This window comes from Halarcobacter ebronensis (assembly GCF_013201825.1).
GTDB classification, from domain to species: domain Bacteria; phylum Campylobacterota; class Campylobacteria; order Campylobacterales; family Arcobacteraceae; genus Halarcobacter; species Halarcobacter ebronensis.
The window spans coordinates 864172-889634 of sequence record NZ_CP053836.1 but is presented as its reverse complement, the minus strand read 5'-3'; the positions used below and the strand labels follow the sequence as shown (position 1 = coordinate 889634).

At 29.1% G+C, this 25463-nt stretch carries 28 protein-coding genes; 10 read left to right on the top strand and 18 right to left on the bottom strand.

Annotation, left to right across the window (positions count from 1 at the left end):
• Positions 1-24 precede the first annotated feature (24 nt).
• Positions 25-1317 carry an N-acetylmuramoyl-L-alanine amidase family protein gene (locus tag AEBR_RS04400; RefSeq protein WP_129087576.1) on the top strand — a complete coding sequence of 431 codons (1293 nt, stop codon included), beginning with the start codon at positions 25-27 and terminating at the stop codon, positions 1315-1317.
• Here AEBR_RS04400 and AEBR_RS04395 read toward each other — a convergent pair.
• The 5 genes from AEBR_RS04395 to AEBR_RS04375 form a co-directional block, all read right to left on the bottom strand.
• A complete protein-coding gene (locus AEBR_RS04395; RefSeq protein ID WP_129087575.1) occupies positions 1280-1723 on the bottom strand; it encodes an NUDIX hydrolase in 444 nt (147 codons plus the stop codon). The two genes, AEBR_RS04400 and AEBR_RS04395, sit on opposite strands and share 38 nt — an antisense overlap.
• Positions 1723-2790, bottom strand: coding sequence for an LptF/LptG family permease (locus AEBR_RS04390; protein WP_129087574.1), 1068 nt, complete (start codon positions 2788-2790; stop codon positions 1723-1725). Before AEBR_RS04390 ends, AEBR_RS04395 begins: the two co-directional genes overlap by 1 nt.
• Position 2791: 1 nt before the next feature.
• Positions 2792-3346 carry an aminoacyl-tRNA hydrolase gene (pth, locus tag AEBR_RS04385; RefSeq protein WP_129087573.1) on the bottom strand — a complete coding sequence of 185 codons (555 nt, stop codon included), beginning with the start codon at positions 3344-3346 and terminating at the stop codon, positions 2792-2794.
• A gap of 11 nt (positions 3347-3357) precedes the next feature.
• Positions 3358-3894, bottom strand: coding sequence for a 50S ribosomal protein L25/general stress protein Ctc (locus AEBR_RS04380; protein WP_129087572.1), 537 nt, complete (start codon positions 3892-3894; stop codon positions 3358-3360).
• 65 nt (positions 3895-3959) lie between these two features.
• Positions 3960-4331, bottom strand: a complete 372-nt coding sequence (locus AEBR_RS04375) for a c-type cytochrome (RefSeq protein ID WP_228712185.1) — start codon at positions 4329-4331, stop codon at positions 3960-3962.
• Positions 4332-4403: 72 nt separating this feature from the next.
• On the opposite strand from AEBR_RS04375, the gene folD reads away from it, so the two are divergent.
• From folD to rpiB, 3 genes are read left to right on the top strand one after another with little or no spacing between them, the layout of a single operon-like run.
• Positions 4404-5258: a bifunctional methylenetetrahydrofolate dehydrogenase/methenyltetrahydrofolate cyclohydrolase FolD gene (folD, locus tag AEBR_RS04370; protein WP_129087571.1), complete on the top strand. Its 855-nt coding sequence runs from the start codon at positions 4404-4406 to the stop codon at positions 5256-5258.
• Positions 5259-5262: 4 nt separating this feature from the next.
• Positions 5263-6048 (top strand): signal peptidase I, encoded by a 786-nt coding sequence (gene lepB, locus AEBR_RS04365; RefSeq protein WP_129087570.1) that lies wholly within the window; start codon positions 5263-5265, stop codon positions 6046-6048.
• Positions 6048-6497 (top strand): ribose 5-phosphate isomerase B, encoded by a 450-nt coding sequence (rpiB, locus tag AEBR_RS04360; protein WP_129087569.1) that lies wholly within the window; start codon positions 6048-6050, stop codon positions 6495-6497. The genes lepB and rpiB overlap by 1 nt, the downstream gene beginning before the upstream one ends.
• A 12-nt stretch (positions 6498-6509) precedes the next feature.
• Here rpiB and AEBR_RS04355 read toward each other — a convergent pair whose 3' ends face one another.
• Both AEBR_RS04355 and AEBR_RS04350 read right to left on the bottom strand, forming a co-directional pair.
• Positions 6510-6932 carry a GNAT family N-acetyltransferase gene (locus AEBR_RS04355; protein WP_129087568.1) on the bottom strand — a complete coding sequence of 141 codons (423 nt, stop codon included), beginning with the start codon at positions 6930-6932 and terminating at the stop codon, positions 6510-6512.
• Positions 6929-7909 (bottom strand): DUF2156 domain-containing protein, encoded by a 981-nt coding sequence (locus AEBR_RS04350; protein WP_129087567.1) that lies wholly within the window; start codon positions 7907-7909, stop codon positions 6929-6931. Before AEBR_RS04350 ends, AEBR_RS04355 begins: the two co-directional genes overlap by 4 nt.
• A gap of 258 nt (positions 7910-8167) precedes the next feature.
• On the opposite strand from AEBR_RS04350, the gene AEBR_RS04345 reads away from it, so the two are divergent.
• Positions 8168-9394 (top strand): HD domain-containing protein, encoded by a 1227-nt coding sequence (locus AEBR_RS04345; RefSeq protein WP_129087566.1) that lies wholly within the window; start codon positions 8168-8170, stop codon positions 9392-9394.
• Positions 9395-9418: 24 nt separating this feature from the next.
• On the opposite strand, the gene AEBR_RS04340 is transcribed toward AEBR_RS04345, so the two are convergent.
• Together AEBR_RS04340 and AEBR_RS04335 are read right to left on the bottom strand one after the other, a co-directional pair.
• On the bottom strand, positions 9419-11380 hold the full coding sequence (locus AEBR_RS04340; RefSeq protein ID WP_129087565.1) for a TonB-dependent receptor: 1962 nt from the start codon (positions 11378-11380) through the stop codon (positions 9419-9421).
• Positions 11381-11501: 121 nt separating this feature from the next.
• Positions 11502-13466 carry a TonB-dependent receptor gene (locus AEBR_RS04335; RefSeq protein WP_129087564.1) on the bottom strand — a complete coding sequence of 655 codons (1965 nt, stop codon included), beginning with the start codon at positions 13464-13466 and terminating at the stop codon, positions 11502-11504.
• A gap of 133 nt (positions 13467-13599) precedes the next feature.
• Here AEBR_RS04335 and AEBR_RS04330 point away from each other — a divergent pair, with 133 nt between their 5' ends.
• From AEBR_RS04330 to AEBR_RS04320, 3 genes are read left to right on the top strand one after another with little or no spacing between them, the layout of a single operon-like run.
• Complete coding sequence (locus AEBR_RS04330; RefSeq protein ID WP_129087563.1) at positions 13600-13890, top strand: hypothetical protein; 291 nt, start codon at positions 13600-13602, stop codon at positions 13888-13890.
• A gap of 2 nt (positions 13891-13892) precedes the next feature.
• Complete coding sequence (locus tag AEBR_RS04325) at positions 13893-14303, top strand: hypothetical protein (RefSeq protein ID WP_129087562.1); 411 nt, start codon at positions 13893-13895, stop codon at positions 14301-14303.
• Positions 14288-15274, top strand: coding sequence for a hypothetical protein (locus AEBR_RS04320; protein WP_129087561.1), 987 nt, complete (start codon positions 14288-14290; stop codon positions 15272-15274). Before AEBR_RS04325 ends, AEBR_RS04320 begins: the two co-directional genes overlap by 16 nt.
• A 5-nt stretch (positions 15275-15279) precedes the next feature.
• Here the strand turns inward: AEBR_RS04320 and nth are convergent, their stop codons facing one another.
• From nth to greA, 8 genes are all read right to left on the bottom strand, one after another.
• Positions 15280-15933: an endonuclease III gene (gene nth / locus AEBR_RS04315; protein WP_129087560.1), complete on the bottom strand. Its 654-nt coding sequence runs from the start codon at positions 15931-15933 to the stop codon at positions 15280-15282.
• An 11-nt stretch (positions 15934-15944) separates the two neighbouring features.
• Complete coding sequence (locus AEBR_RS04310; protein ID WP_129087559.1) at positions 15945-16526, bottom strand: DJ-1/PfpI family protein; 582 nt, start codon at positions 16524-16526, stop codon at positions 15945-15947.
• A 1-nt stretch (position 16527) separates the two neighbouring features.
• A complete protein-coding gene (gene uvrB / locus AEBR_RS04305; protein ID WP_129087558.1) occupies positions 16528-18501 on the bottom strand; it encodes an excinuclease ABC subunit UvrB in 1974 nt (657 codons plus the stop codon).
• A gap of 60 nt (positions 18502-18561) precedes the next feature.
• Positions 18562-19464 (bottom strand): polyphosphate kinase 2, encoded by a 903-nt coding sequence (ppk2, locus tag AEBR_RS04300; protein ID WP_129087557.1) that lies wholly within the window; start codon positions 19462-19464, stop codon positions 18562-18564.
• A gap of 72 nt (positions 19465-19536) precedes the next feature.
• Positions 19537-20109 (bottom strand): hypothetical protein, encoded by a 573-nt coding sequence (locus tag AEBR_RS04295; protein WP_129087556.1) that lies wholly within the window; start codon positions 20107-20109, stop codon positions 19537-19539.
• Positions 20106-20801 carry a UDP-2,3-diacylglucosamine diphosphatase gene (locus tag AEBR_RS04290; protein WP_129087555.1) on the bottom strand — a complete coding sequence of 232 codons (696 nt, stop codon included), beginning with the start codon at positions 20799-20801 and terminating at the stop codon, positions 20106-20108. The genes AEBR_RS04295 and AEBR_RS04290 overlap by 4 nt, the downstream gene beginning before the upstream one ends.
• Positions 20791-21795: an N-acetyl-gamma-glutamyl-phosphate reductase gene (gene argC, locus AEBR_RS04285; RefSeq protein WP_129087554.1), complete on the bottom strand. Its 1005-nt coding sequence runs from the start codon at positions 21793-21795 to the stop codon at positions 20791-20793. Before argC ends, AEBR_RS04290 begins: the two co-directional genes overlap by 11 nt.
• A complete protein-coding gene (greA, locus tag AEBR_RS04280; protein ID WP_128981726.1) occupies positions 21795-22280 on the bottom strand; it encodes a transcription elongation factor GreA in 486 nt (161 codons plus the stop codon). Before greA ends, argC begins: the two co-directional genes overlap by 1 nt.
• Positions 22281-22356: 76 nt before the next feature.
• On the opposite strand from greA, the gene AEBR_RS04275 reads away from it, so the two are divergent.
• Both AEBR_RS04275 and AEBR_RS04270 read left to right on the top strand, forming a co-directional pair.
• A complete protein-coding gene (locus AEBR_RS04275) occupies positions 22357-23007 on the top strand; it encodes a tRNA threonylcarbamoyladenosine dehydratase (RefSeq protein ID WP_129087553.1) in 651 nt (216 codons plus the stop codon).
• Positions 23008-23078: 71 nt separating this feature from the next.
• Entirely contained in the window at positions 23079-23981 is a 903-nt protein-coding gene (locus AEBR_RS04270; protein ID WP_128981722.1) for a chemotaxis protein CheV, read from the top strand.
• Between the two features lie 31 nt (positions 23982-24012).
• Here AEBR_RS04270 and argH read toward each other — a convergent pair whose 3' ends face one another.
• Positions 24013-25404, bottom strand: coding sequence for an argininosuccinate lyase (gene argH / locus AEBR_RS04265; protein ID WP_129087552.1), 1392 nt, complete (start codon positions 25402-25404; stop codon positions 24013-24015).
• Positions 25405-25463 lie beyond the last annotated feature (59 nt).

Genomic DNA, 25463 nt, shown 5'->3' with positions numbered 1-25463 from the left:
GAAAATAGCTATAATCATGCTAGAATGGGTTATCTAAAAGCTGTATTAAATGATGATAAAAATCTTGAAATCAAAAATCTTAAAATATTAATCTCTACTGGAAAACAACTTAAAAGAGATGTCTCAAAATATGAAAAAGAGTTAAAAAAATATGATGGTCAAGCTGTATCTAAAGAGAGACCAAAGATAATTAAACTAAATGAAATTGAAAATGTAAAAAAAATAGATAATATAAAAAAACCTAAAGTAGATGATAATGCTGACTCTTCAAAATATACTATAAAAGCAGTTGTATCAAGAGATAATATGATTATTATCGATTTTTATGACTCAATTACAAAAGATTTTGTTGATTTCAAAGAGGATAAAACTTCAAACACTTTCCAAGACATTTACCAACTAAAAGGTAATTTTAAAGATGCTTATCCAACTAAACTCTCTATAAATGGTGTTGATCAAATAGTTATAAAACAGAAAGATTCAAAAACTTTAGAGATCCTATTTGAAGATAAAACAAATTTGAAAACAATCTATTTTATAAATAGAAATAGAGTTGTTTTAAAGGTTTTAGATTTAAACAAAAAGAAAAATAAAGCTACTATTTCAAAGGCTGTAAAAGTGTATAAGCCAGGTCTTAATAGAGTTGTAGTTTTAGATGCAGGACATGGTGGAAAAGACTCTGGTGCCATTGGTAGTGAAGATAAAATGTATGAGAAATATACTGTATTTAATGTAACAAAATATCTAGAGTCTGTTTTAAAAGAGAGAGGATATAAAGTCTATCTTACTAGAAATAGTGATAGATTTATAAAAGTTAGAAATAGAACAGTATTAGCAAATGATAAACATGCAGATATTTTCGTCTCTATCCATGCAAATGCAGCACATAAATCAAAAATAAAAGAACTTCAAGGGATTGAAACTTTCTTCTTAAGCCCTGCAAGAAGTGAAAGAGCAAAAAGAGTTGCGGCTTTGGAAAATCAGTCTGATATAAGCAATATGAGTGGTTCAACACAAAAAGCATTTTTAGAGTCACTTAATAGACCAAGAATAACAGCATCCCATAAACTATCAATTGATATTCAGAGAAATATGCTTTATGAAACAAGATTACTTCATAAAGATGTTGAAGATGGTGGTGTTAGAGAGGGTCCTTTTTGGGTTCTAGTTGGAGCACAAATGCCTTCAGTTTTAATTGAGATTGGTTATATTACTCACCCAAAAGAGGGTAAAAGATTATTTAATAAAAAATATCAAGAGGCTTTAGCAGTTGGAATTGCTAATGGAATTGACTCTTATTTCGCAAAAAATCCGTAATCTTTTTTATTAAAAATATCTGTTTTGTTTTTATTGGTGGCAAATTATCAATATCAAAAAATTTAGCTTTTGAGTTTTCCCAAGAGAGATATTTTTCTAAAAGTTTATCCTCAACAAAATATTCATCAATCTTAGATATTTTGTTTGCATCAACAATCCAAACACCAATATTTTTTTTGTCATTTCTTTGTTCAAAATACTCTTCAAAAAAGAAAGTCTCTACCTTAATTGAACACTCTTCAAGAAACTCTCTTTTTGCACACTCTCTTGAGTTTTCACCAAAAGTTTTAACCCCTTTTAAACAGCCCCACTTCTCTCTACTCTTTACTGATTTACATAATAAAATCTTTGTTTTGCCTTTTTCAATCTTATAAAGAACTATTCCATAAGCTTCTATTTTTGCCATTAATTTCTACTCTTCCTTTTATAGATAAATAGTGATAATACAAACCAAAGAAACATTGGCAGTAAAAGTGAAAATTCGGGTTTTATTACTCCACTATTTGAGAATTTGTGAAGCATAAAAAAGACTCCCCAAACTACTAATGTAGTGAAAATAGAAAATGAGGTAAAAGTCCCCATATTAAAAAATCTTCTATTATATGAAGTAAAAATAAAAATCAACATAATAAGAGGTATTATAAAAAATGGCATAAATATATCATAATATATAGCTGCTCTAATTTTATCTGTATTTATATCCTGCTTTGATAAAAGTGAAAGAGCAGAGATTGCATCAAGAACTGAAAAATTTGATTTATCTTCATATACGTTATCCAAAATTTTAGGTTTAAATCCATCTAAGGTAACTAAAAATTTTTCATGTCTAACTTCAAGCTTAGAGGTTTCAAAATTCATAAATTCTGGTTTTTTAACAACTTTTACATCAAGAACATACCACTTATCATTTTGAAAATATGCCTTTTTTGCAATAATTGTCTCAACTATATCATCATCTTTAACTTTATAAATATGAATTCCCTCTGCTTGTTTTTTCAAAGGAATAAGTCTTTTAAAGTAGACAAAATTATCATTGTATTTTAAAAATATATCAGATTTTGTATTTGTAAAATAGTTTCCGTCAAGTATCTTTTTTTTCTGTTCATAAGAGTATGCCATTGGTGTCATCTGAATTGCTATTTGCAAAATTATAAGGATTAAAGAGATAACAATAATAGGGAAATAGATATTAAATCGTTTTGCTCCTAAAGAGGTAAAAGCTACTAACTCATTGTTTCTTACAAAAATAACCAGAGTTAAAATCCATCCAAAAACAAGAGACAAAGGCAAAGTTAATGTAAGAGTAAAAAATCCATTATACATTAAATATAGTAGTTGTAAGTTTGCAGAACTAGGAAGTTTTCCTGAATTTTGAAGAAAATCCATCCCCACAAAAAAGAGTTCTAGAGACATAAGAACAATAAAAAAGTGTAAAAAATATTTTTTTAATATATATTTTGTTAGGATGCTCATCTTATTTCAACGTAAATTTTGATTTAACTTCGTTTATTGATTCACCACCTTTGAGGGCATCAATTGCAGAAATTGTATGGGTGATTATACCTTCTAATTTATTTAATTCTTCTTTTGAAAAGTTTGATAATACATAGTTTGAAACATCTTCTTTATTAAGAGGCTTTCCAATACCTACTCTAACCCTTATATACTCTTTTCCTATGTGTGAATCAATTGATCTTAAACCATTATGACCACAATGCCCACCACCTATTTTAAACTTTACAGTTCCAAATGGTAAATCCAAATCATCATGAATTACAATAATATTTTCAATATCAATTTTATAATACTCTTTTATTCCAATTACAGCTTCACCTGAAAGATTCATATAAGTTTTTGGTTTTGCAAATAGATTATAACCTACTTTGTAAACATCTGCTTTGAAATTTGATTTGTTTATATTTGAAGAGTTTTGGCCTTTAATCATCTCATCGATGATTAAAAAACCTACGTTATGCCTTGTTAACTGGTATTTTTCCCCTATATTACCAAGGCCAACGATTAAGTACATTTTTAATTAAATTACTTAGCTTTAATTACACCCACAACTGGTACTCTTGGGTCTAAGAAACAATCAACACCTTCTGGCATAGAAATATCTCTAATTAAAATAGAGTCACCTGTATCAAGGTCAGCAATTTGTAAATGGAAAGATGTTGGTAAGTTTTCAATTGTACATTTTACTGGAATTCTTTTCTTATGGAAAATGAAAAGACCTTTGTTTTTTAAACCTTTTGGTGTACCTTCAACTGTTACAGGAACTTTATAAGAAGTTCTAACACCTGGTTGTGCAACCATTAAATCAACGTGTAATAAATCAGATGTAACTGGATCTTTTTGATACTCTTGAACTACTACTTTTAATACATTTCCGCTAACATTTACATCAAATGCAACTGAAGCTTTATTTTTTAAATATTTAATGAAGTCATTTCTTTTAAATGCAGCATTAACGTTTTCTAAACCTTTACCATAGATATTAGCAATTAAGTAACCATCTCTTCTTAAAGATTTAGTCTCTTGTTTTGTCATACTATCTCTTTTGATACCCTCTAACATAACTTTCCTTTGTTTTAAAATTAAGAGCGTGATTATATTTAATTTAAGTTTAAAATTTGTTTAAGCTACTTTTTATTTATATTTTTAATGTAATAATATAGAGATTTTAGTTCTTCATCTGTTAAAAAGTATGTGGGCATAATTTTAGAGTCAGTTTTATCTGCTGTCATCTTATCTATAAAGAGTTGAAAACTTACCCTGTTTATAGCTGGTGCAATAATTGATTTCATTTTCATTCCTTTACTTTTTTTGTCAAACTCACTATATTGGGCAATAAGAACATCTTTATCTCCCTTTTCATGACATTTGACGCACCCTATTCCCCTTGGATTTTCATAAAGCATAGCACCATATTCAAATTTAGTAATAAAAGAGTTATCGTCCTCTTTACAAAAGAGAAAAAGTGGGAAAAGAAACAATAAAAGTGTAAGTTTCAATCTTAACCTTTGTGTAAAACTTTTTTGGATATTATAGCACCCTAAAATTAAATATATATGAGGCTAATAAGCATGACAATACTTGATGGTAAAGCTCTATCAGCAAAGATTAAAGAAGAGGTGAAAGTTGAAGTTGAAGAACTTCAAAAAACTAAACAAATCACTCCTGGATTAGCTGTTGTTTTAGTTGGTGATGATGCAGCTAGTGCAACTTATGTAAATAGCAAACACAAAGCTTGCGAAAATGCAGGTATCTATTCAGAAGTACACACAAGACCCTCTTCTACAACACAAGAGGAACTTTTAAGTTTAATAGAAAAGATGAATAACGACTCTAAATTGGATGGTATTTTAGTTCAACTGCCGCTACCAAAACATATTGACACAACTACTGTCTTAGAAGCAATCAATCCACTAAAAGATGTAGATGGATTCCATCCTTATAATGTAGGAAGAATGGTGTCAAACTTAGATGCATTTTTACCTGCAACCCCTTTTGGAGTAATGAGAATGTTCCAAGAGTATAATATAGATTTAGTAGGAAAAAATGTGTGTGTAATTGGTTCTTCTGATATTGTTGGAAAACCTATGGCTTCACTTTTAATCAATGCAAAAGCTACGGTTGAAGTGTGTAACTCAAAAACAAAAGATTTAAAAGCCCATACATTAAGAGCTGACATTATTATTGTTGCAGCAGGAAGAGTAAACCTTGTAACTCCTGATATGATAAGTGAAGGTGCAACGCTTATTGATGTTGGTATAAATAGATTAGAAAATGGAAAACTTGTTGGAGATGCAGACTTTGAAGGGTGCAAAAATAAATGCTCTTATATCACTCCTGTTCCAGGTGGAGTTGGACCAATGACCATTGCAATGCTTCTAAAAAATACAATTAAAGCTGCAAAGCTTAGAGATAAAAGAAAGTAGTTAAATGTTAGGAAAAATTTATAGATGGTCTAGTTCATGGACAGGAACTGTTATAATAGTTTTAGCTATTATATTTTTTGTTGCACAAGCTTTTGTAATACCAAGTGGAAGTATGAAAAACACTCTTTTAATTGGTGATATGCTTTTTGTAAAAAAATTCTCTTATGGAGTTCCTGTTCCAAGAATTCCTTGGCTTGAAATACCAGTATTCCCCGATTTAAAAGGAAATGGTCACTTAATAGATGGAGATAAACCTCAAAGAGGTGATATTGTTGTTTTCAGATATCCAGGAAATGATGCAATTCATTATGTGAAAAGATGTGTAGCAACAGGTGGAGATATTATTGCTCTTAAAGACAAACATCTATTACTACACCCAAGTGAAGGTAATGAGTTTGTAAAAGAGAACTATAAAGATCAACAAGTAGTGGAAATTAGTGGAAAACTTTTTATTGTTGATCCATATAGAAAAGATCATCCTGGAATTCATAATGATCCAGCAGTTACTAAAGATGGGCTTCAACCATATCAACTTTTTGATATGCTTCCAATACAAATACCACAAGGTGAATTTTTTATGATGGGTGATAATAGAGATCACTCAAATGATTCAAGATTTTGGGGAACAGTTGAATACAAATATATTGTAGGAAAACCTTGGTTTATCTACTTCTCTTGGAGTGAAGACAAAGAGATTAGATGGGATAGAGTCTTTAGAAGTGTTAGCAGCATTGAAAAATATATGGAAGGTAAAAAATTAGAAATAAATCATGAAAAGGGAATATATTAATGAAATACTTTATTGGTGCTGATCACGCAGGTATTGATATTAAAGCTTATGTAAAAGAGTTGTTTGAAAAAAGAGGTCATGAAGTAGTTGATATGGGTCCTTTTTCAAAAGATAGAGTTGATTATCCAGATTTTGCTGCAAAAGTTTGTAAAGAGGTTCTTGCAAATGAGGGAAGCAAAGGAATTTTAATCTGTGGTTCAGGCATTGGTATGTCTATGGCAGCAAATAAATTTGATGGAATTAGAGCAGCCCTTTGTCACAATGAATACTCTGCAAAAATGGCAAGAGAACACAATGATGCAAATGTATTATGTCTTGGGGAGAGAGTTTCTGGATATGGTATGGTTGAAGCTATTGTTGATGCATGGGATAAAGCCTCTTTTGAAGGTGGAAGACATGAAGGCAGAGTTGAAAAGATAAACAATCTTTTTGGAAGCTGTAGAGTTTAAGAGTTGGAAAGATTATCTTTCCAATCTCATTAAAAGCCCATCTTCATCTTCATAATAATCTCTAAGCTCTTTTGCTACTTTAAAACCAAACTTCTCATACAATTTTATAGCTTTAAAATTAGATTTTCTAACTTCAAGCTGCATATTTTTGTCTTTTAGTTTTTCTAAACTAAACTCTAAAAGTTTTGATGCGATACCCAAACCTCTAAACTCATCTAAAATTGCCAAAGAGTACAATCTATAAAAATGTTTTCTATTTAACCACAAAATATACCCTGCAATTTTGTTTTCAATAACTACTTTATATAGATTGTTTTTTTTTACATGATAATAAAATGAGCTTAAATCTAAAGCCATAATATCACCTAAAAAGACATTTTTTTCAATTTCAAAGAGTGTTTTTACATCACTCTTTGTTGCTTTTTCGATTTTCATTTTTGGTATATTGTATATTTTGGAACTAATTTATTTGGTCTATATGACATTTTAACTTTTTTCAAGTTTTCAAATCCCATATCATCACCAACGTTAACATACTCAACATCATATTTATCTTTTAGAATTTTTGTAAATTCCCTGAAAATAAATTGTGCACAACCAAGTATTTCAAAATCTGTTTTTTCAATAATAACACTTGCAGTTGATTCGTTAATTCTCTCACCAACTGTAAAACCTTTTATCTCATCATTTATATAGATAACAAGTCCTACAACATCAAGATTTTCATAATCATTTATCAATCTTTTAATTGCAAATCTCTCAAAATATATACCATCTAAAAAGACTTCAACTTCCTCTTTTGGCATATAAGTTGTTCTATCTTTAACCCATTTATTAAATAGATTTAGAACCCCTATTCCATGTTTCTCTTTATCTAAAACTTCTATTCTATGTTCAGGATAAATTTTTTTGAATTTATTTATCTCATTTCTTTTTGATTTATAAGAGTCACCTTTTAAATCTATTAGGTCTTCTACCTTATAAATATAGTCAACTAACTTTTTCTCGATAATGAAATCTTTTAACATCTCATAGATTAAAGTACCCTCTTCTAGATAATCAACAAATCCTTCTAGAATATTTTCATGTACATATTCGATTTTAGAGTAATTTCTATTACTGTTATGGTCATTCATAATCTCAAAGCACTCTAAAATTGCTTTATAAGTATTCTCTTTTTTACCCAATGGAGGTAAAAGCATTGACAACTCACCTGAATTTAAAATGAAAAGACAGAATGTATCATTTACGATTGCATAAAATCCAGTTGCCGTTGATAACCAGATATAATTTCCTGCGAATGTATAATCACTTAGATCTACATTTATCTGTTTAAGATACGCAGTCATTACATCTCTTGCTTTCAAATCAAAATGTTTTAAAATGTGGTTGCCAATTGTTAGTGTTGACATTTTTAATTTTTCCTTAATGTTGAATTTTTTTGAAATTATACTCCTTATTTTTTCAATTTGCATCAAAAATAAAAGAAAATAAACAAAAATCTTCTAAGCGCCTATTTATCAATATTATGAAATAATCAAAAGAAAAAAAAAGAGTTAAAATGAGTGAAGATTTCGTAGCATATTTAGTTGTTTTTACTGTTGTTGCATTAATGATGTTAGGTAAAAAAATGATCTTCTTTCCTAATGAAATAAAAAGTGATAAAAATAATGATTAATCCAAAAATTATTGACTATATATTCTCTTCTGCTTCTATTCAAAGATGGAATGATTATCCAAGAATGGTTGAGCTTGTTGAACTTGATAAACAAGCCCATAAATTTATTATTGCATACTTTATAGCAAAGTTTGAAGATGATGTAAATTATAAACATTTAATAGAAGCTGGGATTTTTGAATTTTTAAGAAGAGTAGTTGTAACAGATATTAGACCAGATGTATTTAGAAATGCCCTACAAAAAAGAGCAAAAGAGATTAACTCTTGGGTTATTAAAAATCTTGAAACTTCTTTAGAAGATATAGACAATGGATTATTTTTACAAAAATTTGAAGAGTATCTAAATAATCCACATATCTATAAAAAAGAGAGATTTATATTAAAAGCTGCTTCATATCTATCTACAAGATGGGAGTTCTCTATTGTATATCAGACATCAAGTTTCTTGTCTGATATAGAAAGTGTCAAAAAAAGTGTTGATGAAGAGTTAGAAGACTATTATGAACTAATTGGTGTTAGAAAAATAGCTTTAAATAAAAAATTGGCAAAAGTTGTTGACTTAAGTGGAAGATTAAGATTTCAGAAAAGATGGGCACAAACTCCAAGAATACCAGAAACTTCAGTATTAGGACATATGTTAACAGTAGCTATTTTTTCATATTTTTATTCCCTAAAAGTTAATGCTTGTGATAAAAGACTTGAAAACAACTTTTATGTATCTTTGTTTCATGACTTACCTGAAGCTTTAACTAGGGATATAATCTCTCCTGTAAAATACTCAGTTGATGACTTATCAGATATTATTGCAGAGTATGAAATTAAAAAGATAAATGAAGATATTTTGCCAAATATTCCAGAGTTTACTCAAGATGAATTTTGCTATATTTTAGGAGTTTATAAAAACTCAAAAGATGAGTTTGCCAATAGAATTTATGATGGAGAGGTTCAGTTCGTAGATGAAATCTCAAAATTTAATATGGATAGATACTCTCCTGTTGATGGGAAAGCTTTAAAACAGTGTGATAAACTCTCTGCTTTTGTTGAAGCTAGCTTATCAATTTCCCATGGTATAAAATCAAAAGAGCTTCTTAATGGGAAAAAACAGATAATGAAAACACTAAAAGAGATAGAAGGCGTTGATTTTAAACAATTAGCTCAAGATATTGATGAAGAGTTTTGTACAACAGGACAAACTCAAGTTAGAATGGAGTTTGATTAAAAGAGAAAATCTCTTTTAATCTATTTAGAAAGTAAATTTTAAATTAAAATAAACATATCTACCAGGATCATTAAAAAGTGTTCTTTCACTTCCTACTGCAACATAACTAATATCTCTATATGTATTTGTTGAATTATATGTTTTATCTAAAATATTATCAACTCCTAAAGTAATATCTAAATTTTTATTTACTTTTTGGTTGAACTTAGCATTTAATAATGCATATCCACCTAACTCTTGTTCTAATGCTGAGCTATCATAATCACTCCAACTATCAACTGCAATAACTTCTGTTGTTAGTCTTGATTTTCCCACTTCATAATTTAATGCAAAATTAGCTTTTAATGGTGTAACTTCTGCTAAATCTTTATCGGCATAATCTCCATCTTTTTTACCTCTTTGATAGGCAACTCCATAATCAAAAGATAGATTTTCGTTAATAAAATATGAGCCATTTATATCTAAACCATAAATATATGCATCTATATTTTCAAAAGATGTTCCCATATTATAAATATAATCATCAAGTTTTGAATAAAAAAGTTTTGTTTTTATAAAAAAATCACCTATATTTTTTTCAAAACCTAAATCAACTTCATAATTTTTTGTATCTTCCAAATTTTTATTTGCTGTAAATCCCATACCACTATAATATAACTCTCTTGCATCAGGAACTCTTGAAGACTTTCCAATCCCTGCAAAAATTCTTGTATCTTCATCTAAAGAGTATGTCCCAAAAATATTTGCACTTATCGCACTATAATTTTTCTTATTACTAATATTTTCTATATCTGTATTATCATATCTTGAACCAAATTCTAATTTTAAATCACCTATTTGTTTTTCAAGTTTTGAAAATAGAGCTCTATTTTTTGTATCAGTTGAAGGAAATGATTCAGCACTTGGAGTTATAGCACCTGTAACTCTTGTTGTCATATAGTTATTACTTCGCCAATTTCTTATACTTGTGTCTACACCATAAGTCAAAGTTGAATTTAAAATATCCATACTATTTTTGAGTTTTGCTCCCCACATTGATGTTTTCATAAAACTTGTCATATACATCATATTTCCAGAGTCTCTATATCTTGTACTCATTGGATGATCAACATTTGAATAATAATAATCAAAGTTTAACTCTTTTGAATACTCTCCTAAATCTCTTTTTGTATATCCAAATGTATAGATATTTGAGTTATCATAATCTGCATCCATTCCACCTGTTGGATAAAGAATATTGTCACTTCTATTTGCTGTATAAGAGACTTTTATTTCAGAACTATCATCAATATTAAATATAGTTTTTGCAAGTAAAGTCTTTTTTTCATAGGCTTTCATCCCTCTATATGCTGCTAAATATTCACTTGTTGAAGAGGCAATTCCAGATTCAACTTGTTGACCATAAAAATCATTTCCATTGCCATCTTCATATTGGTCACTCTCTTCTTTAGAAGCTGAAATTAAAAATTTAATTTTATCATTTCCTCCTTCTAATGTTGTACTAAGTTTTCTATATCCAAAACTTCCAGCACCTACATTTACTTCTCCTGAAAAACCTTTTTTTGGTTCTTTTGTTTTAACACTAACCTTTCCACTTAATGTACCAAAGTTTTCAATATCATAAGGACCTTCAATAACTTGTATTGAATCTACATTGTTTGATAAAACATGTGAAATTGTTGGATCCATTCTATTTGGACAAGCTCCATAAATTTTTGCATCATCTATCAAAACATTTATATTGTCTTTTTTTTGACCTCTCAAAATAATATCATTTGCAATACCACTTCTTCTTACAATACTAATTGATGGAATATTTTTCATCAATGATTCAGCTAAATCAGCTGATTTTATCTCTTCTGAACTTACGTCCTTTACAACTTTTGAATTTATCTCTTCAATAACATCAAGTGTTCCAATATCTACAGAATTATCTGCATATAATATTGAAGCACATACAACTCCTATTGTGATTATTTTTTTCATGCATATCCTTAATTAAAAAATATTGCATTATATTTTTGATTTGTTAATTAATTATTAATTTTTATTTATTTTTAAGAAATATTATAAGATTTTGATTAAAAGAGAAAATCTCTTTTAATCATTAGAAGCTAAATTTAAAGTTAACGTAAACATATCTACCTGGATCATTTAATAATACTGGTGTTCCTCCTGTTGCAACATATGTAATATCATTATAAGTATTTGTTGTAGCATAAGTTTTATCAAAGATATTATCAACTCCAATTGTTACATCAAGATTTTTATTAATCTTTTGGTTATATTTTGTGTTAACAACAACATATCCAGCAAGCTCTTGTTCTCCATTATCTGCATCATAACTATCCCATCTATCTGAAGCAATAACTTGAGTTATTAATTGACTAGCACCAAAATCATATGTTAAAGATAGATTAGCTTTTAGTGGTGGAATCTCTCCCAAATCTGTATCACTTTGCCCAGATAAAGCATCATCTTTTTTACCTCTTATATATGAAACACCATAATCAACAATAAAATTCTCAAAAGGAAGATAATATCCAGAAACTTCTACACCATAAATTTTTGCATCTACATTTTCAAATGTTGTACCAGCTTTATTGTAGATATAATCATCAAGTTGTGAGTAAAAAAGTTTTGTTTTAACAGAAAAACTATCAAAAACTTTTTCAAAACCTAAATCAAGTTCATAGTTTTTTACAGAATCTAAATCATCATTTCCTACTATTGCTCCCCCAGAGTTTACAAAATATAACTCCCTTGCATCTGGAACTCTCTCAGATTTACCAATACCTGCAAATACTTTTGTTGTATCATTAAAATTATATGTACCAAAAACATAACCATTTAAAGAATCAAAATCTCTATCTCTTTTTGTTTCATCTGTAACATCAATAGAGGTGTCATCAAATCTTGAACCAATCTCTAAATCAAATTTTCCAAAGCTCTTCTCATATTTTCCAAATAGGGCAACATTTTGAGTATCTGCACTTGAAATAGACGCTCTTATATACGGATTTAAAATATTTGAGTAGTGTCCACTCCAATTTCTTGTACTTGTATCTGCTCCAAACTCTAACTCTCCACCTGCTAAGTCAAGTGAATTTTTAACTTTTGCTCCCCAAATTGATGACTTCATATTATTTGTCATATAGTTTGAACCAACTGCATTATTTCTTAGAGTTGTACTCATTGGATGGTCAACATCAGAATAGTAATAGTTGATATTCAGCTCTTTAGAGTATTCACCTAAATCTCTTTTACTATATGAAAGAGTATAGATATTTGAATTATCATGGTCTGCATCCATAGGAGTATTTGGATAAAGAACATTATCACTTCTATTAGCATTATATGAAAGTGAGATATCTGAACTATCATCTATATTAAAAATCAACTTTGTTAAAAGTGTTCGTTTTTCATAAGCTTCTAAACCTGTTGTTGAATATCTATTTGCAGTAGCTACTGAATGAGCTATTTGTTGTTCAAGAAAATCTTTTCCATCTCCATCTTCATATTGATTTGAAAACTCTCTTGATGCAGAGATAAGAAATTTTACATTATCATTTCCTCCACTTACAGAAAAAGAGCCTTTTCTATAACCAAAACTACCCATATTTAAGTCAACTTCTCCACTTAGATCTTTTGATATCTCTTTTGTATTTACTTTTACTAAACCACTTAAAGTACCGAAATTTTCCACATCATAAGGACCTTCTACAACTTCAACCGATTCTACATTATTTGATAATACATGTGAAGTTGGTGGATCCATTCTATTTGGACAAGCACCATAAATTTTTGAATCATCAATAAGAACATTGATATTATCCTTTTTTGATCCTCTTAGTATAATGTCATTTGCTATACCACTTCTTCTTACTATATTTATTGATGGGATATGTTTCATCAATGTTTCAGCCAAATCTGCTGATTTAATCTCATCTGAGCTAATATCCTCTACAACTTGTGTAGTTACATCTTCAACAACAAGTGAACCAATATCCACACTATTTTCTGCACAAAGCATAGATGCACAAACCAATGAAATACCTACTATTCTTCTCATTTATTTCCTTTTATGATTTTTTTTATTCTATTTATTATCTGTTAATTAATTGTTAATATTAATATTATATTAAGGTTAAGATTATAAAAATTGTTTATTATATTTATGATATACTAAGCACAAAAGGAGTTTGATGGCTAAAATTAGTTTAGATATAGATGATAAAAAACTACCAATTGTTCTAAATATCTTAGAGAATCTCAAAGCAGGATTGATAGATAAAATTGAAGTTGAAAAGAGTCAAAAAATTAAACCAGTATCTTCATCTCTTGATACAACTTCATCAAAAAAATACCTGTCAAAACAAGAGTATAAAAAAAGAGTTCAACAAAAAGTTGAAATGGATGAATTTTTACCTAAAAATATTTCAACAAGCAAATATCTTAGTGCCCAAGAGTTCAAAAACAAATTAAAAGGAAAATAAAAATGCAAATAACACTTGTTGCTATTTTATTTATTGCATTACTTGGTTTTATAATTTATAAAATAAATAATAGATTTGCACTAAAAGAGTTAATAATCCTAGTTTCAATAATTGTTGTTTCTGTATTGGCTCTTGTAATGCTTCTTAGAAATGAAGAAGAGAAAGTTCCTCAACTTTTTAAAACAAAATATGAACAAAATAGAAAAGTTACAATTTCAAAAATGAGTTATGAGAGATTAAATAATAAATATATCACGTCTAAAACTGAGTTTGTCTATAACTTTGATTTTATTATTTCAAAAGATAATAAAGAGCTGGTTTGTGAAGTTAAAAATGTAGTAATTAAAAAAATAGAAGATGAATATATCTTTGAAAACTTTAATACAATGGATGAAAATTGTCAAGAGAAATAGAGATGAAAGAGTATAAAAAATATATAAAAAATCTCAATGAAGTTGAGAAAAAGATAAAAACTTTACCTTTAAGTAGAGTAGATGAAGAGGCAAAGCTTCTAAAAGAGATTTTTAATTTTGCCTATGAGAAAAACTGTTTTAAGTTATATAACTTTGACAAAGAGCTTCAAGATAAATTGAAGTTCAAACTCTTTTCAAAACTTACAAAACACTCTGCATCTTTTACTTTTTTAGCAATCCAAATACTTGCAGCCAATGCTATTATGGCTAAAAATAATTTTCCAAAAAGAGAACACTACTTTAAACAAAAGTGTGGAATTGCAATAAATCATTTAAGAATGAAAAAAAGTTTTGTAAAAGCAAAAAAGTGTGAAGGGGGATATGAACTAACAGGGGTTTTAACTTGGGCTAGTGGATATAAGATTTTTGACCACCTTTTAATTGGTTTCCATTATAAAGATCAAGAGCTTGAAGGTCTTTCACTATTTCAAGAGAATAAAAGTTTTAAAATTATTGATTTACCAGAGACTTTTGTTGGACAATCACTAAATACTGTAAATGTAAAACTTGAGAATTTTTTTATTAAAGATGAAGATATAGTTTCAAAAAATCCAATTGGAAATTACACAAAAAATAAATCTCTTTCAAAAACAGTTCATTATGCGCTTTATGGATTAGGAATTGGCTCACTTAATTTTATAAATGATAAAAATCTAAAGGCAAACTCTAAAGAGAAATTAAAAAAGATAAAAAATGCATTTATGAATACAAATCATCCAGAAGAGCTTGATAAACTAAGAGTTAAACTCTTTAATACTCTTCAAAAAATCATAACATTAGCAATGATAGTTGATGGAGGGAAATCTATCTTAAAAGAGAAGACTCTTCAAAGATACTATAGAGAACTAATTATGTTTAATGCAAATGGACTAAATGAAGAGATAAAGTCTCTTTTTCTTGAAAAATTTTAGTTCTTTTATGCAGGTTTAAAAGAGCTTTTTGTTTTACATACTTGTGGAAAAAGGCATTTATCACACTCAGGATTTAATGCCTTACAGGTATATCTTCCAAAAAGAACCATTGCTTGATGAAAAATATGCAAATCATCTTTTAATTTCTTAACAAGTTCTGCTTCAGTTTTTTCTACTGTTTTTTCATAAGAGAGTCCCAATCTATGAGAAACTCTGAAAACATGGGTATCTACAGCCATTAAATTTGCACCTTCAAACTCAATCATAAAAACATTTGCTGTTTTGTTTCCAACCCCTGCTAATTTTTGGAGCTCTTTTTGATTGTGAGGAATCTCTCCATTGTAGTTTGCAATTACACTTTGCGCCATCTTTATTATATTTTTTGATTTATTGTTAAAAAAAGAGCAGCTCTTTAAAAGCTCTTTTACATCATCCAAAGAAGCGTCAGCAAGCTCAAAAACAGAAGGATATTTCTCAAAAAGTACTGGAGTTATAATATTTACTCTTTTATCTGTACATTGGGCTGATAAAATAATGGCAATTAATAGTTCATAATCATTTCTATAGTTTAGCTCTGTAACTGCATTATTGAAATTTTCCAAAAATGCCTCTTTTATAATCTCAATATCCTCTTTTGTAGCTTTTTTTAATTTTGGCAACTTTATATCCTCTAACTATCTTTTGTCCAGTCAAACTGCATCTGTTTTGCAACTTTTTGTGCTAATTCTAAACTATAAAGTTTTGAAACTAAATGCAAACTCATATCAATACCAGCTGATATCCCTGCTGAAGTTATAATATCACCTTCATCTACCCATCTTACATCTTCAACTACTTTTAAAAGTGGAAAATCTTTTTTTAAATCAGGAATATCTTCCCAGTGTGTTGTAACTTTATGCTCTTTTATCACCTCTGCCTTTGCTAATAAAAATGCTCCTGTGCAAACAGATGCCACAAATTTTACATTCTTTGCAATCTTTGAAATCCAAGAGATAACTTCATCTTTTTTAAGTTCACCTGTATGAACTCCACCTGCAACAACCAAAACATCAATTTTTGGATGATTATCAATTGTATAATGGGATAAAACTTTATAATCACCCCTTGCTTTTACCTCTTTATTTTGAGAGACTAAAAAAAGCTTATGTTTTTTGCTCTCTTCTAAAAATCTATTTGCAACTGAAAAAACCTCATAAGGTCCAGAAAAATCCAAAACCTCAGCCTCATCATATATATAAATTGCAATATTCATTTTAAGCCTTTTTAATTTTCTCTATTTGATCTCTTAATCTAATAGCCTCTTCAAAGTTCAAATCTTTTGCAGCTTTTTGCATCTTTTTATTTAATTCAACTAAAATTTTCTTTCTCTCTGTTGCTGGAATTTTATTCATTTTTTCTCTTTTCCAAGCTGTATCATCATACTCTTCAAGTTTTAGATTCTCATCTAATGCTCTTTTTGTTGTTTTTGGAGTTATTCCATGCTCTTTATTAAAAGCCTCTTGAATTTCACGTCTTTTATTTGTTAAATCAATTGCATATTGCATAGAGTCTGTAATCTTTTTAGCAAAAAGGATTACTCTACCATTTTCATTTCTTGCGGCTCTTCCCATAGTTTGAACCAAAGAGGTTCTACTTCTTAAAAATCCTTCTTTGTCTGCATCAAGTATTGCAACAAGTGAAGTTTCTGGAATATCTAGTCCCTCTCTTAAAAGGTTTATTCCAACTAAAACATCAAACTCTCCAAGTCTTAGTTCTCGAATTATCTGATTTCTCTCAATTGCATCAATATCACTGTGCATATATTTAACTTTTATTCCCAAATCAGAGTAATAAGAGCTTAACTCTTCTGCCATTTTTTTAGTTAATACCGTTACTAAAACTCTTTGATTTTTTGCTATCACTTTTTTTATTTCATCATGCAGTTTTTCAACTTGGAATTGGCTATCCATTATCTCAATAATTGGATCAAGCAATCCTGTTGGTCTTATTATTTGTTTAGCTACTACTGAACTTTGTTCTAACTCATACTCAGCAGGAGTTGCACTAACAAAAAGATATTTTGGTGCTTTTTTTATAAACTCTTCAAATTTTAAAGGTCTGTTATCTAAAGCACTTGGAAGTCTAAAACCATACTCTACTAAAACCTCTTTTCTACTTCTATCTGCTGCATACATTCCTCTAAATTGAGGCAGAGATACATGTGATTCATCAACTATTAAAAGAAAATCTTTACCCATTTGTTCAAAATAGTTCATAAGTGAGTATGGAGTCTCACCTGGTTTAAGTCCTGTTAAGTGTCGTGCATAGTTCTCTATCCCTTTACACATACCAGTACCTTCAATCATCTCCAGATCAAACTCAACTCTCTGTTTTAATCTTTGATACTCAACTAATTTCTCCTCTTTTTGGAAAAAATCAAGTCTCTCATCAAGCTCCTCTTCAATCTCTTTTACTGCCCTTCCTAAATTTTCACTTGTAACAACAAAAGGATTTACAGAGTAAATAATTGCTTCATCAAGCTCTTTTACTTTTTCATTTGTCAAATACTCATGTTTGGTTATAGATTCAACTTCATCACCAAAAAACTCAACTCTAATATACTCATCTTCAAAGTAAGCAGGAAAAATATCAATAACATCCCCATTTACTCTAAAATCTGCTCTGTCAAAAAAATTGTCATTTCTTTTATATCCCATCTCCACAAGTTTTAGTAAAAACTGCTTTTGAGAATATTCAAAACCAACCTCAATTCTTTGAACCATTGCTTTATACTCTTCAGGGTTTCCTAAACCATAGTTTGCTGAAACTGAAGCAATTACAATTACATCATCAAAACTAAGAAGTGAAGCTGTTGCAGATAATCTTAGCCTTTCAAGTTCAGAGTTTATAGAGGAGTCTTTTTCTATAAAAAGGTCAGTTCTTGGAATATAGGCTTCTGGTTGATAGTAATCATAGTATGAGATAAAATACTCAACATGATTGTTTGGGAAAAATTGTCTAAATTCACTATAAAGCTGTGCTGCTAAAGTTTTATTATGGGTCATGATAAGAGTTGGCATCTGTGTTTTTTCTATCACTTTTGCCATAGTATAAGTCTTACCTGAACCAGTAACTCCCTCTAAAGTTGTATATTTATTGCCACTTAAGATGGAGTCACTTATTGCTTTAATTGCTTGGGGTTGATCCCCTGAAGGTTTATATTCACTATTTACTTTAAAATTACTCATGGGCAAGATTATATCGAAGAATTAATTATGAGTAGTTTTACATTTTGTATTAAATAAAAGTTATATGTTTTTTCTCATTTCCCTTAATTTTGCTGTTTCTGCCATTATTTGTAACTCTTTATCAGCTGAAATAACTATATTTGGGTCAACTGTAAAATCTATTCTTGTATCTCTTCCTTCATAATCTACTTTATTTAATATAGTTTTTATTGCATTGTATCTTGCAATAAATTTATCATCACTTCTAATAATTGTCCAAGGAGATATCTCTGTATTTGTCTCTTTTAACATTCTATATTTTTTCTGAGTAAACTCTTCCCATCTCTCTTGCATTTGAAGGTCAATTTCACTAAGTTTCCACTGTTTCAATGGATTCTCTTCTCTCTCTTCAAATCTTTTTGCTTGTTCCTCTTTTGATACAGAAAAATAGATTTTCAAAAAGTGAATTCCATTTTCTACAAAATTTTCTTCAAATCTAGGAACAGTTTTCATAAAGATTTCATACTCTTCTTCACTACAAAAACCAAAAACAGGTTCAACCATTGATCTGTTGTACCAGCTTCTATCAAAAATAACTATTTCACCACCTTTTGGGAATTGTTCAATATATCTTTGAAAATACCATTGACTTCTTTCAACATCAGAGGGTTTACCTAAAGCAACAACTCTATAATGTTTTTCATTCATGTATCTAGTTATTCTTCTTATTGCTCCACCTTTACCTGAAGCATCTCTACCTTCAACTAAGATTATCATTTTTTCATTATATTTTTCTAGATGATCTTGTAGTTTTATAAGCTCAACTTGAAGAGTTCTTAAAGCCTCTTCTTGCGATCTATATTCGTACTTTTTATGTAAATCTTTTAAAAACTCTTCTGAAGGATCTGCTTTTATTGTTTTTATAAACTCGTTATAATCCAATATATCTTCAATCTCTTTTTCATACAATTTATCAATTTTCATTACTAATCTCCAAAATTAAAAAGGTAAAATATCCAAAAAAAGTTACATTTTAATGATAAATATAAAATTTATCTATTTCGCGTAATCTTTATAATTTGCAAGAAAGTAGAAAATAACAGAGACTTCTCTACTTGACCAGATATAATGTTTGCATAAATCATCTTTTTGCGCATGAAAGTCCACATATGCTTCATACTTTTTTATAATTCCAGTCATCAAACTTTTTATATCATTTTCATTTGAATCAAGAAGAAATTTATGAAAAATTGTCTCTTGATCATAAATTAGAATATCATCAGATCTTTTAAAAATTGCCAAAAGAATAGATACTTGCCAAGAGTGCCACTCTTTTGCATCAAGTTCACTAATTCTTTTATCTTTATAATTAAAGGTTTTGTATGAGTCAAAAATTTTTCTACTAATCTCTTTTAACAGTGAAGTTCCCATCTTTTCAATTGCAGGGGGAACATAAAGACTATATGTTTTTGGCATAGGCACACGAAAAGACGTTTTTGAATTAGTTCTTTTTTTTGTAACAGGGCTGCTCTTTGTTGAACCATTAGATAGTAAAATTGCAATTGCAACTAAAACTAATATTAAAATTGCTCCTACAACTAATAAAAAAACAAGAGCTAAATGACTCATAAATTCTCCCCAATAAACCTATCTGCAAGTCTAAAATATTTTTTATCACAACAAAGTGATGGAATATTTACATAGAGCTTTTTATCATGTTCATAACTTTTACCTTCATGGTAGTGTCCTTCTATGATAATATCCGAATTATAATTTTTCACCCTATTCTTGGCAAAGGAGTTAAAATCCTCCATTTTGCGACAAATATTTTTTTCTATTAAAGTATAATATACTTTTTTTGAAATTAAATAATTAAAATCTAAAAAATTTAAAATTTTTAATAAATAGTGATTTCTAATAATGGAACAATAGAGATTATAATGCCAAGGAGTAAAAATATCTCCATGGGCAATCTTTACACTTTTCTCTCCATATTTTGCAAATACTGGTTGCTTTTTTCTCTCAATTATTAAAACTTTTGGAAAAAGTTTTTTTAAATTAAAATCGTGATTCCCCTCTAAATAAACAACTTCAAGATTATTTGAAAGCTCATTTATTTTATCAATAATATCTTGATTTTGTTTAATGAAAAAATCAATCTCCCCAGCAATAAAATCAAAAATATCTCCCATCAAAAAAAGTTGAGAACACTTCACTTCACCACTTTGCAACTTCTCTAAAAAGATTCGAAACTCCAATCTTTTTTCATTGTAATGTGAATCTGCTACAAAAATAGCATCTCTTTTTATATTAAGGTACATATGCTATTTTTGGAATCCCTTCATCTTCTTCAAAGCCACACATTAAGTTTGCATTTACAACTGCTTGAGATGAAGCCCCTCTTAATAGATTATCTATTGATGAGTTTACAAATAGTGCTTTACCATTTCTTGCTACAAAAATATCACAAAAATTTGTCCCTGCTGTTGATTTTATATCAACTGGAGTTTTTCTAATTCTAACAAATTTTGAATTTTTGTAACTCTCTTCAAGAATTTTTTCAACATCAATTTCATCTTTTAGTGTTGCATAAACAGACACTAACATTCCTCTTGTTATAGGTAACAAGTGGGGTACAAAATTTATTTGAAACTCTTTTGATTTTACTAATTTTACTTTCTCTTGAATCTCTGGCATATGTCTATGTTTAAAAGGATTATATGCATGAATATTCTCATTTAAATGAACAAAATGCGAAGTTTCACTTAATTTTTTCCCAGCACCACTAACTCCTGATTTTGCATCTATAAAAATTGGTGTTTTCTCTTCTATAAAATCTACAAAAGGAAGAAGTGCCAATAGTGAAGCTGTAGGATAACAACCTGGATTTGCAACTAGCTTTGCCTCTTTTAACTCTTTTTTATAGTATTCTGGAAGACCATATACTGCCTCATTTATATGTTCTTTATCTTCATGGGGACAATAGTGTTTTTCATAAGTTTCAAGTTCAAGTCTATAATCAGCACTTAAGTCAACAACTTTTACACCAAGCTCTAAAAGCTCTTTTGCAAAAGCCATTGAAGTCTTATGAGGTAGCGCCAAAAATGCCAAATCTGCCACTTTGCTAATCTCTTTTGCATCTGCTTTTTGCACCTTTACATTTAATACATCTTTTAAGCAAGGGTGCAACTCTTCAAGAGTCTCTTCTCCACTTGAGTTTGCTATATAAGTAATATCAAATTTTGGATGGTTTATTAATATTTTAATTAATTCAAGACCAGTATATCCACTAGCTCCAATAATTGCTACATTCATTATAATTTAAGCTCCTTATATGTAACACTTAAAATCTCATATGTTCTCTCTCCACCAGGAAGTTTTGCAGTTATCTCATCACCTTCCTCTTTACCTAATAGTTGTTTTGCTAAAGGAGAGTTGAAAGATATCATTCCTTTATCTGCATTTGACTCAACTCCACCAACAATTGCATAGGTAAACTCCTCTTCTGTATCAACATCAAGTAACTCAACAGTTGAGCCAAAACTAACTTTATTGTGAGGCAAACTTTCAGGATCTATAATTATAGCCTTTGAAATAATTGAACCAAGTTCCGCTATTTGTGCATCAATTAAAGCTAATTTATCTTTTGCAGCATGGTACTCTGCATTCTCTTTTAAATCACCTAATTGTCTAGCTTCATCTAATGCAATTACTGTATCAGGTCTTTCTCTACTTTTTAATAGTTCTAACTCTTTTGTTATTTTTTCATACCCGACACGTGTCATTGGCTCTTTATCCATATAAGCCTCCTATTTCTATAAATTTATGTTTTGATTTTCTTTGGTATAATACCGAAATTTTTATAAAAGAGTAGATATGCAAAGATATGATAGAACACTGAAACTATTTGGTGAAGAGAATTTTAAAATATTTCAAAATGCAAAGCTAATTCTTCTAGGAGTTGGAGGAGTTGGAAGTTTTGCCCTTGATTCTCTTTACAATACAGGAATTACAAATATAACAATTGTTGATTTTGATACCTATGAAGAATCAAATATGAATAGACAATTGGGAAGTCATGGCAATATTGGAAGAACAAAGGTTGAAGCTTTAAAAGAGAGATACCCAAAAATCACACCAATTCATGCAAAAATAACTCCAGAGTGGATTGATAATTTTGATTTTTCATCTTATGATTATATTTTGGATGCTATTGATGATATTAAACCAAAAGTTCACCTTATAAATAAATATTATACAAGAGTAATCTCTACAAGCGGAAGTGCGAAAAGGCTAGATCCAAGCAAAATAGAGTATTTATCAATTTGGGATACATATAATGATCCTTTTATTAAAAAAATTAGAACTGAATTAAAAAAACTAGGCTTTAAAAGAAAATTTAAAGTTGTTTTTTCAAGTGAAAACCCTAATTGCTTGGAAAAAGGAAGCTTTGAAGCAGTTACTGGCTCTTTTGGTTTTATGATGGCTTCAGTTACAATTAAAAAACTAATTAATAAGAAAAAGTAAAATAATTTTCTAAAGTTAAGTATAAGAAAAAAAGCATTATAATTTAACAATAATCCATACAAAGGGTATTTATGAGTGGTATCAATAGTGTTGAACAAATGACACAAGGTCACCTAAGAAATGTTCAGCAGTTAGCAGTATTTTATACGGGTCACAATAATATTTATGCAATTAACATTGCTAAAGTTAAAGCATTTATTATTACTGAAGAAGTTACAATAAATGACACTCCAACAAACACTAATGTAATTGCAGGAATTGCAACTATTAGAGGGGAGCCTGTGACACTTGTTAATCTAGATGCTTGGCTTGGACATCCTGGACATGCTATTCAAGATTATAAATTAATTATCTATTGTGAATTTAACCATAAAAAAGTTGGTTTTCTGATCAAAGATATGCTTGATATAGTTGAAAAAACAACAGATGAACTTAGACATTCAGAAGAGACAAACTCTAAAATAACTTATACTACATATGTAAGAGTTCATAATAAAGATGAACTATGTACTGTATTTAATGCTGAGCAATTATTAAAAGATTTAGGTTGGGTTGATGATGGTGAAGATACACTAAATAAATATGTGGAATCACCTTTTGATACTTCAAGACTAATTTTAGCAGCTGAAGATTCAAATGTTGCTAGAGAAGTTTTAATTAAATTCTTTAAAAAAGCAAAAGCAAATTATGAAGTATATACAGATGGAGCGCAACTTTTAAAAAGACTTGAAGAGTTAGATCCTGAAGATATTGGTCTAGTTATTACTGATATTGAGATGCCAGCAGCTGATGGTTTCCAAGTTGCTTCATTTATAAAAGGAAATGATGAATATTGTAATATTCCAATAGTAGTTAATTCATCTATGACTACAGATGCTGTTAAAAATAAAATGCTTCAAATAGGTGTTGAAGGTTTTATAGGTAAAACTGATATTCAAGCTTTATATCAAGCTGTAAAACAGTATCTTAGATAAGAAAAAGGAGAAGCGCTTCTCCTTTTTCTACTTAGGCTTTTTTAAGCCACTGCTCAAACACTTTAATTTGTTCAACGGTTTGAATTGTTGAAGTTCCACCAAAAGAGTTTCTTGCATTCATTGAGTTTCTTAAATCAAGATACATAACAATATCTTCACTAATATCTTTTAACTCATCATTTGCACTTCTAATCTCATCTAAACTTAATTCACTAATATCTTTGTTTAAAGAGTTAGCTTTGCTAACAACATCTTTTGTAATATAGTAAGCTGTTCTAAAAGGCATATTCTGTTTTTGTACTAAAAAATCGGCCAAGTCTGTAGCACTTAAGTGCCCAATTTTACAAGCTGCTTCCATTTTATCTACATTAACTATCATTGTTTTAATTACTTCAGTTAAAATTTTAAGTGAGATTTCAATGGTTTTAACAGAATCAAAAACACCCTCTTTATCCTCTTGTGTATCTTTGTTATATGCTAAAGGAAGTCCTTTCATTACTGTAAATAGTGAGATAAGATTTCCATAAACTCTTCCTGTTTTTCCTCTTAAGAGTTCAGGGACGTCTGGATTTTTCTTTTGAGGCATAATAGAACTTGTTGTTGCATATTCATCACTCATTCTTACAAATTGGAACTCATATGAAGACCATAAAATAAGCTCTTCAGCTATTCTACTTACATGCATCATAGAAGTTGAAATATTAAAAAGTATCTCTAAAGCAAAATCTCTATCACTTACACTATCCATTGCATTTGCTGTTGGAGAGATAAATCCTAGAGTTTGACTTGTTAAAAATCTATCAATATTATGGGGAGTTCCTGCTAGTGCTGCACTACCAAGAGGAGAATAGTTATTTCTTTCATAAGAACTCTCAAATCTCTCATAATCCCTTTTAAACATATTTGCATATGCAAGCATATGATAACCGAAGTTTAGTGGTTGTGCATGTTGTAAATGAGTCATTCCAGGAATTAGTGTAGTTGTATGTTTATTTGCAACATCAATAAAAACAGAAATTAACTCTTTTAATTGTTCTTTTATGCTCTCATTTTTATCTTGTACATAGAGTCTAAAATCTGTTGCAACTTGGTCATTTCTACTTCTTGCTGTATGAAGTCTTTTCCCCGGTTCTCCAACAATCTCAGTTAATCTACTCTCAACAGCCATATGAATATCTTCAAAAGCTAATGAAAACTCAAATTTTCCACTCTCTATCTCATCTTTTACTTGTAAAAGACCATTTTCTATCGCCTCTTGTTCTTCTTTAGTTAAGATTCCCTGTTTACATAACATTTGTGAGTGAGCAATAGAACCTCTAATATCTTGAGCATATAACTCTTTATCAAACATAATTGAAGCATTAAACTCATCTAATATTTGTGCATTTGTATTTTTTAATATTTGATTATTTTGATTTGGCATAAATTATCCTAATTGGTGATTGGGGAATTATATCATAACTATATTTAGTTAAATGGGTT

Bases quoted from the DNA above. Each gene is read 5' to 3' on its own strand.
- AEBR_RS04400 (WP_129087576.1), top strand. From the start codon at position 25: ATGGGTTATCTAAAAGCTGTATTAAATGATGATAAAAATCTTGAAATC.
- AEBR_RS04395 (WP_129087575.1), bottom strand. From the start codon at position 1,723: ATGGCAAAAATAGAAGCTTATGGAATAGTTCTTTATAAGATTGAAAAA.
- AEBR_RS04390 (WP_129087574.1), bottom strand. From the start codon at position 2,790: ATGAGCATCCTAACAAAATATATATTAAAAAAATATTTTTTACACTTT.
- pth (WP_129087573.1), bottom strand. From the start codon at position 3,346: ATGTACTTAATCGTTGGCCTTGGTAATATAGGGGAAAAATACCAGTTA.
- AEBR_RS04380 (WP_129087572.1), bottom strand. From the start codon at position 3,894: ATGTTAGAGGGTATCAAAAGAGATAGTATGACAAAACAAGAGACTAAA.
- folD (WP_129087571.1), top strand. From the start codon at position 4,404: ATGACAATACTTGATGGTAAAGCTCTATCAGCAAAGATTAAAGAAGAG.
- lepB (WP_129087570.1), top strand. From the start codon at position 5,263: ATGTTAGGAAAAATTTATAGATGGTCTAGTTCATGGACAGGAACTGTT.
- rpiB (WP_129087569.1), top strand. From the start codon at position 6,048: ATGAAATACTTTATTGGTGCTGATCACGCAGGTATTGATATTAAAGCT.
- AEBR_RS04355 (WP_129087568.1), bottom strand. From the start codon at position 6,932: ATGAAAATCGAAAAAGCAACAAAGAGTGATGTAAAAACACTCTTTGAA.
- AEBR_RS04350 (WP_129087567.1), bottom strand. From the start codon at position 7,909: ATGTCAACACTAACAATTGGCAACCACATTTTAAAACATTTTGATTTG.
- AEBR_RS04345 (WP_129087566.1), top strand. From the start codon at position 8,168: ATGATTAATCCAAAAATTATTGACTATATATTCTCTTCTGCTTCTATT.
- AEBR_RS04340 (WP_129087565.1), bottom strand. From the start codon at position 11,380: ATGAAAAAAATAATCACAATAGGAGTTGTATGTGCTTCAATATTATAT.
- AEBR_RS04335 (WP_129087564.1), bottom strand. From the start codon at position 13,466: ATGAGAAGAATAGTAGGTATTTCATTGGTTTGTGCATCTATGCTTTGT.
- AEBR_RS04330 (WP_129087563.1), top strand. From the start codon at position 13,600: ATGGCTAAAATTAGTTTAGATATAGATGATAAAAAACTACCAATTGTT.
- AEBR_RS04325 (WP_129087562.1), top strand. From the start codon at position 13,893: ATGCAAATAACACTTGTTGCTATTTTATTTATTGCATTACTTGGTTTT.
- AEBR_RS04310 (WP_129087559.1), bottom strand. From the start codon at position 16,526: ATGAATATTGCAATTTATATATATGATGAGGCTGAGGTTTTGGATTTT.
- uvrB (WP_129087558.1), bottom strand. From the start codon at position 18,501: ATGAGTAATTTTAAAGTAAATAGTGAATATAAACCTTCAGGGGATCAA.
- ppk2 (WP_129087557.1), bottom strand. From the start codon at position 19,464: ATGAAAATTGATAAATTGTATGAAAAAGAGATTGAAGATATATTGGAT.
- AEBR_RS04295 (WP_129087556.1), bottom strand. From the start codon at position 20,109: ATGAGTCATTTAGCTCTTGTTTTTTTATTAGTTGTAGGAGCAATTTTA.
- AEBR_RS04290 (WP_129087555.1), bottom strand. From the start codon at position 20,801: ATGTACCTTAATATAAAAAGAGATGCTATTTTTGTAGCAGATTCACAT.
- argC (WP_129087554.1), bottom strand. From the start codon at position 21,795: ATGAATGTAGCAATTATTGGAGCTAGTGGATATACTGGTCTTGAATTA.
- greA (WP_128981726.1), bottom strand. From the start codon at position 22,280: ATGGATAAAGAGCCAATGACACGTGTCGGGTATGAAAAAATAACAAAA.
- AEBR_RS04275 (WP_129087553.1), top strand. From the start codon at position 22,357: ATGCAAAGATATGATAGAACACTGAAACTATTTGGTGAAGAGAATTTT.
- AEBR_RS04270 (WP_128981722.1), top strand. From the start codon at position 23,079: ATGAGTGGTATCAATAGTGTTGAACAAATGACACAAGGTCACCTAAGA.
- argH (WP_129087552.1), bottom strand. From the start codon at position 25,404: ATGCCAAATCAAAATAATCAAATATTAAAAAATACAAATGCACAAATA.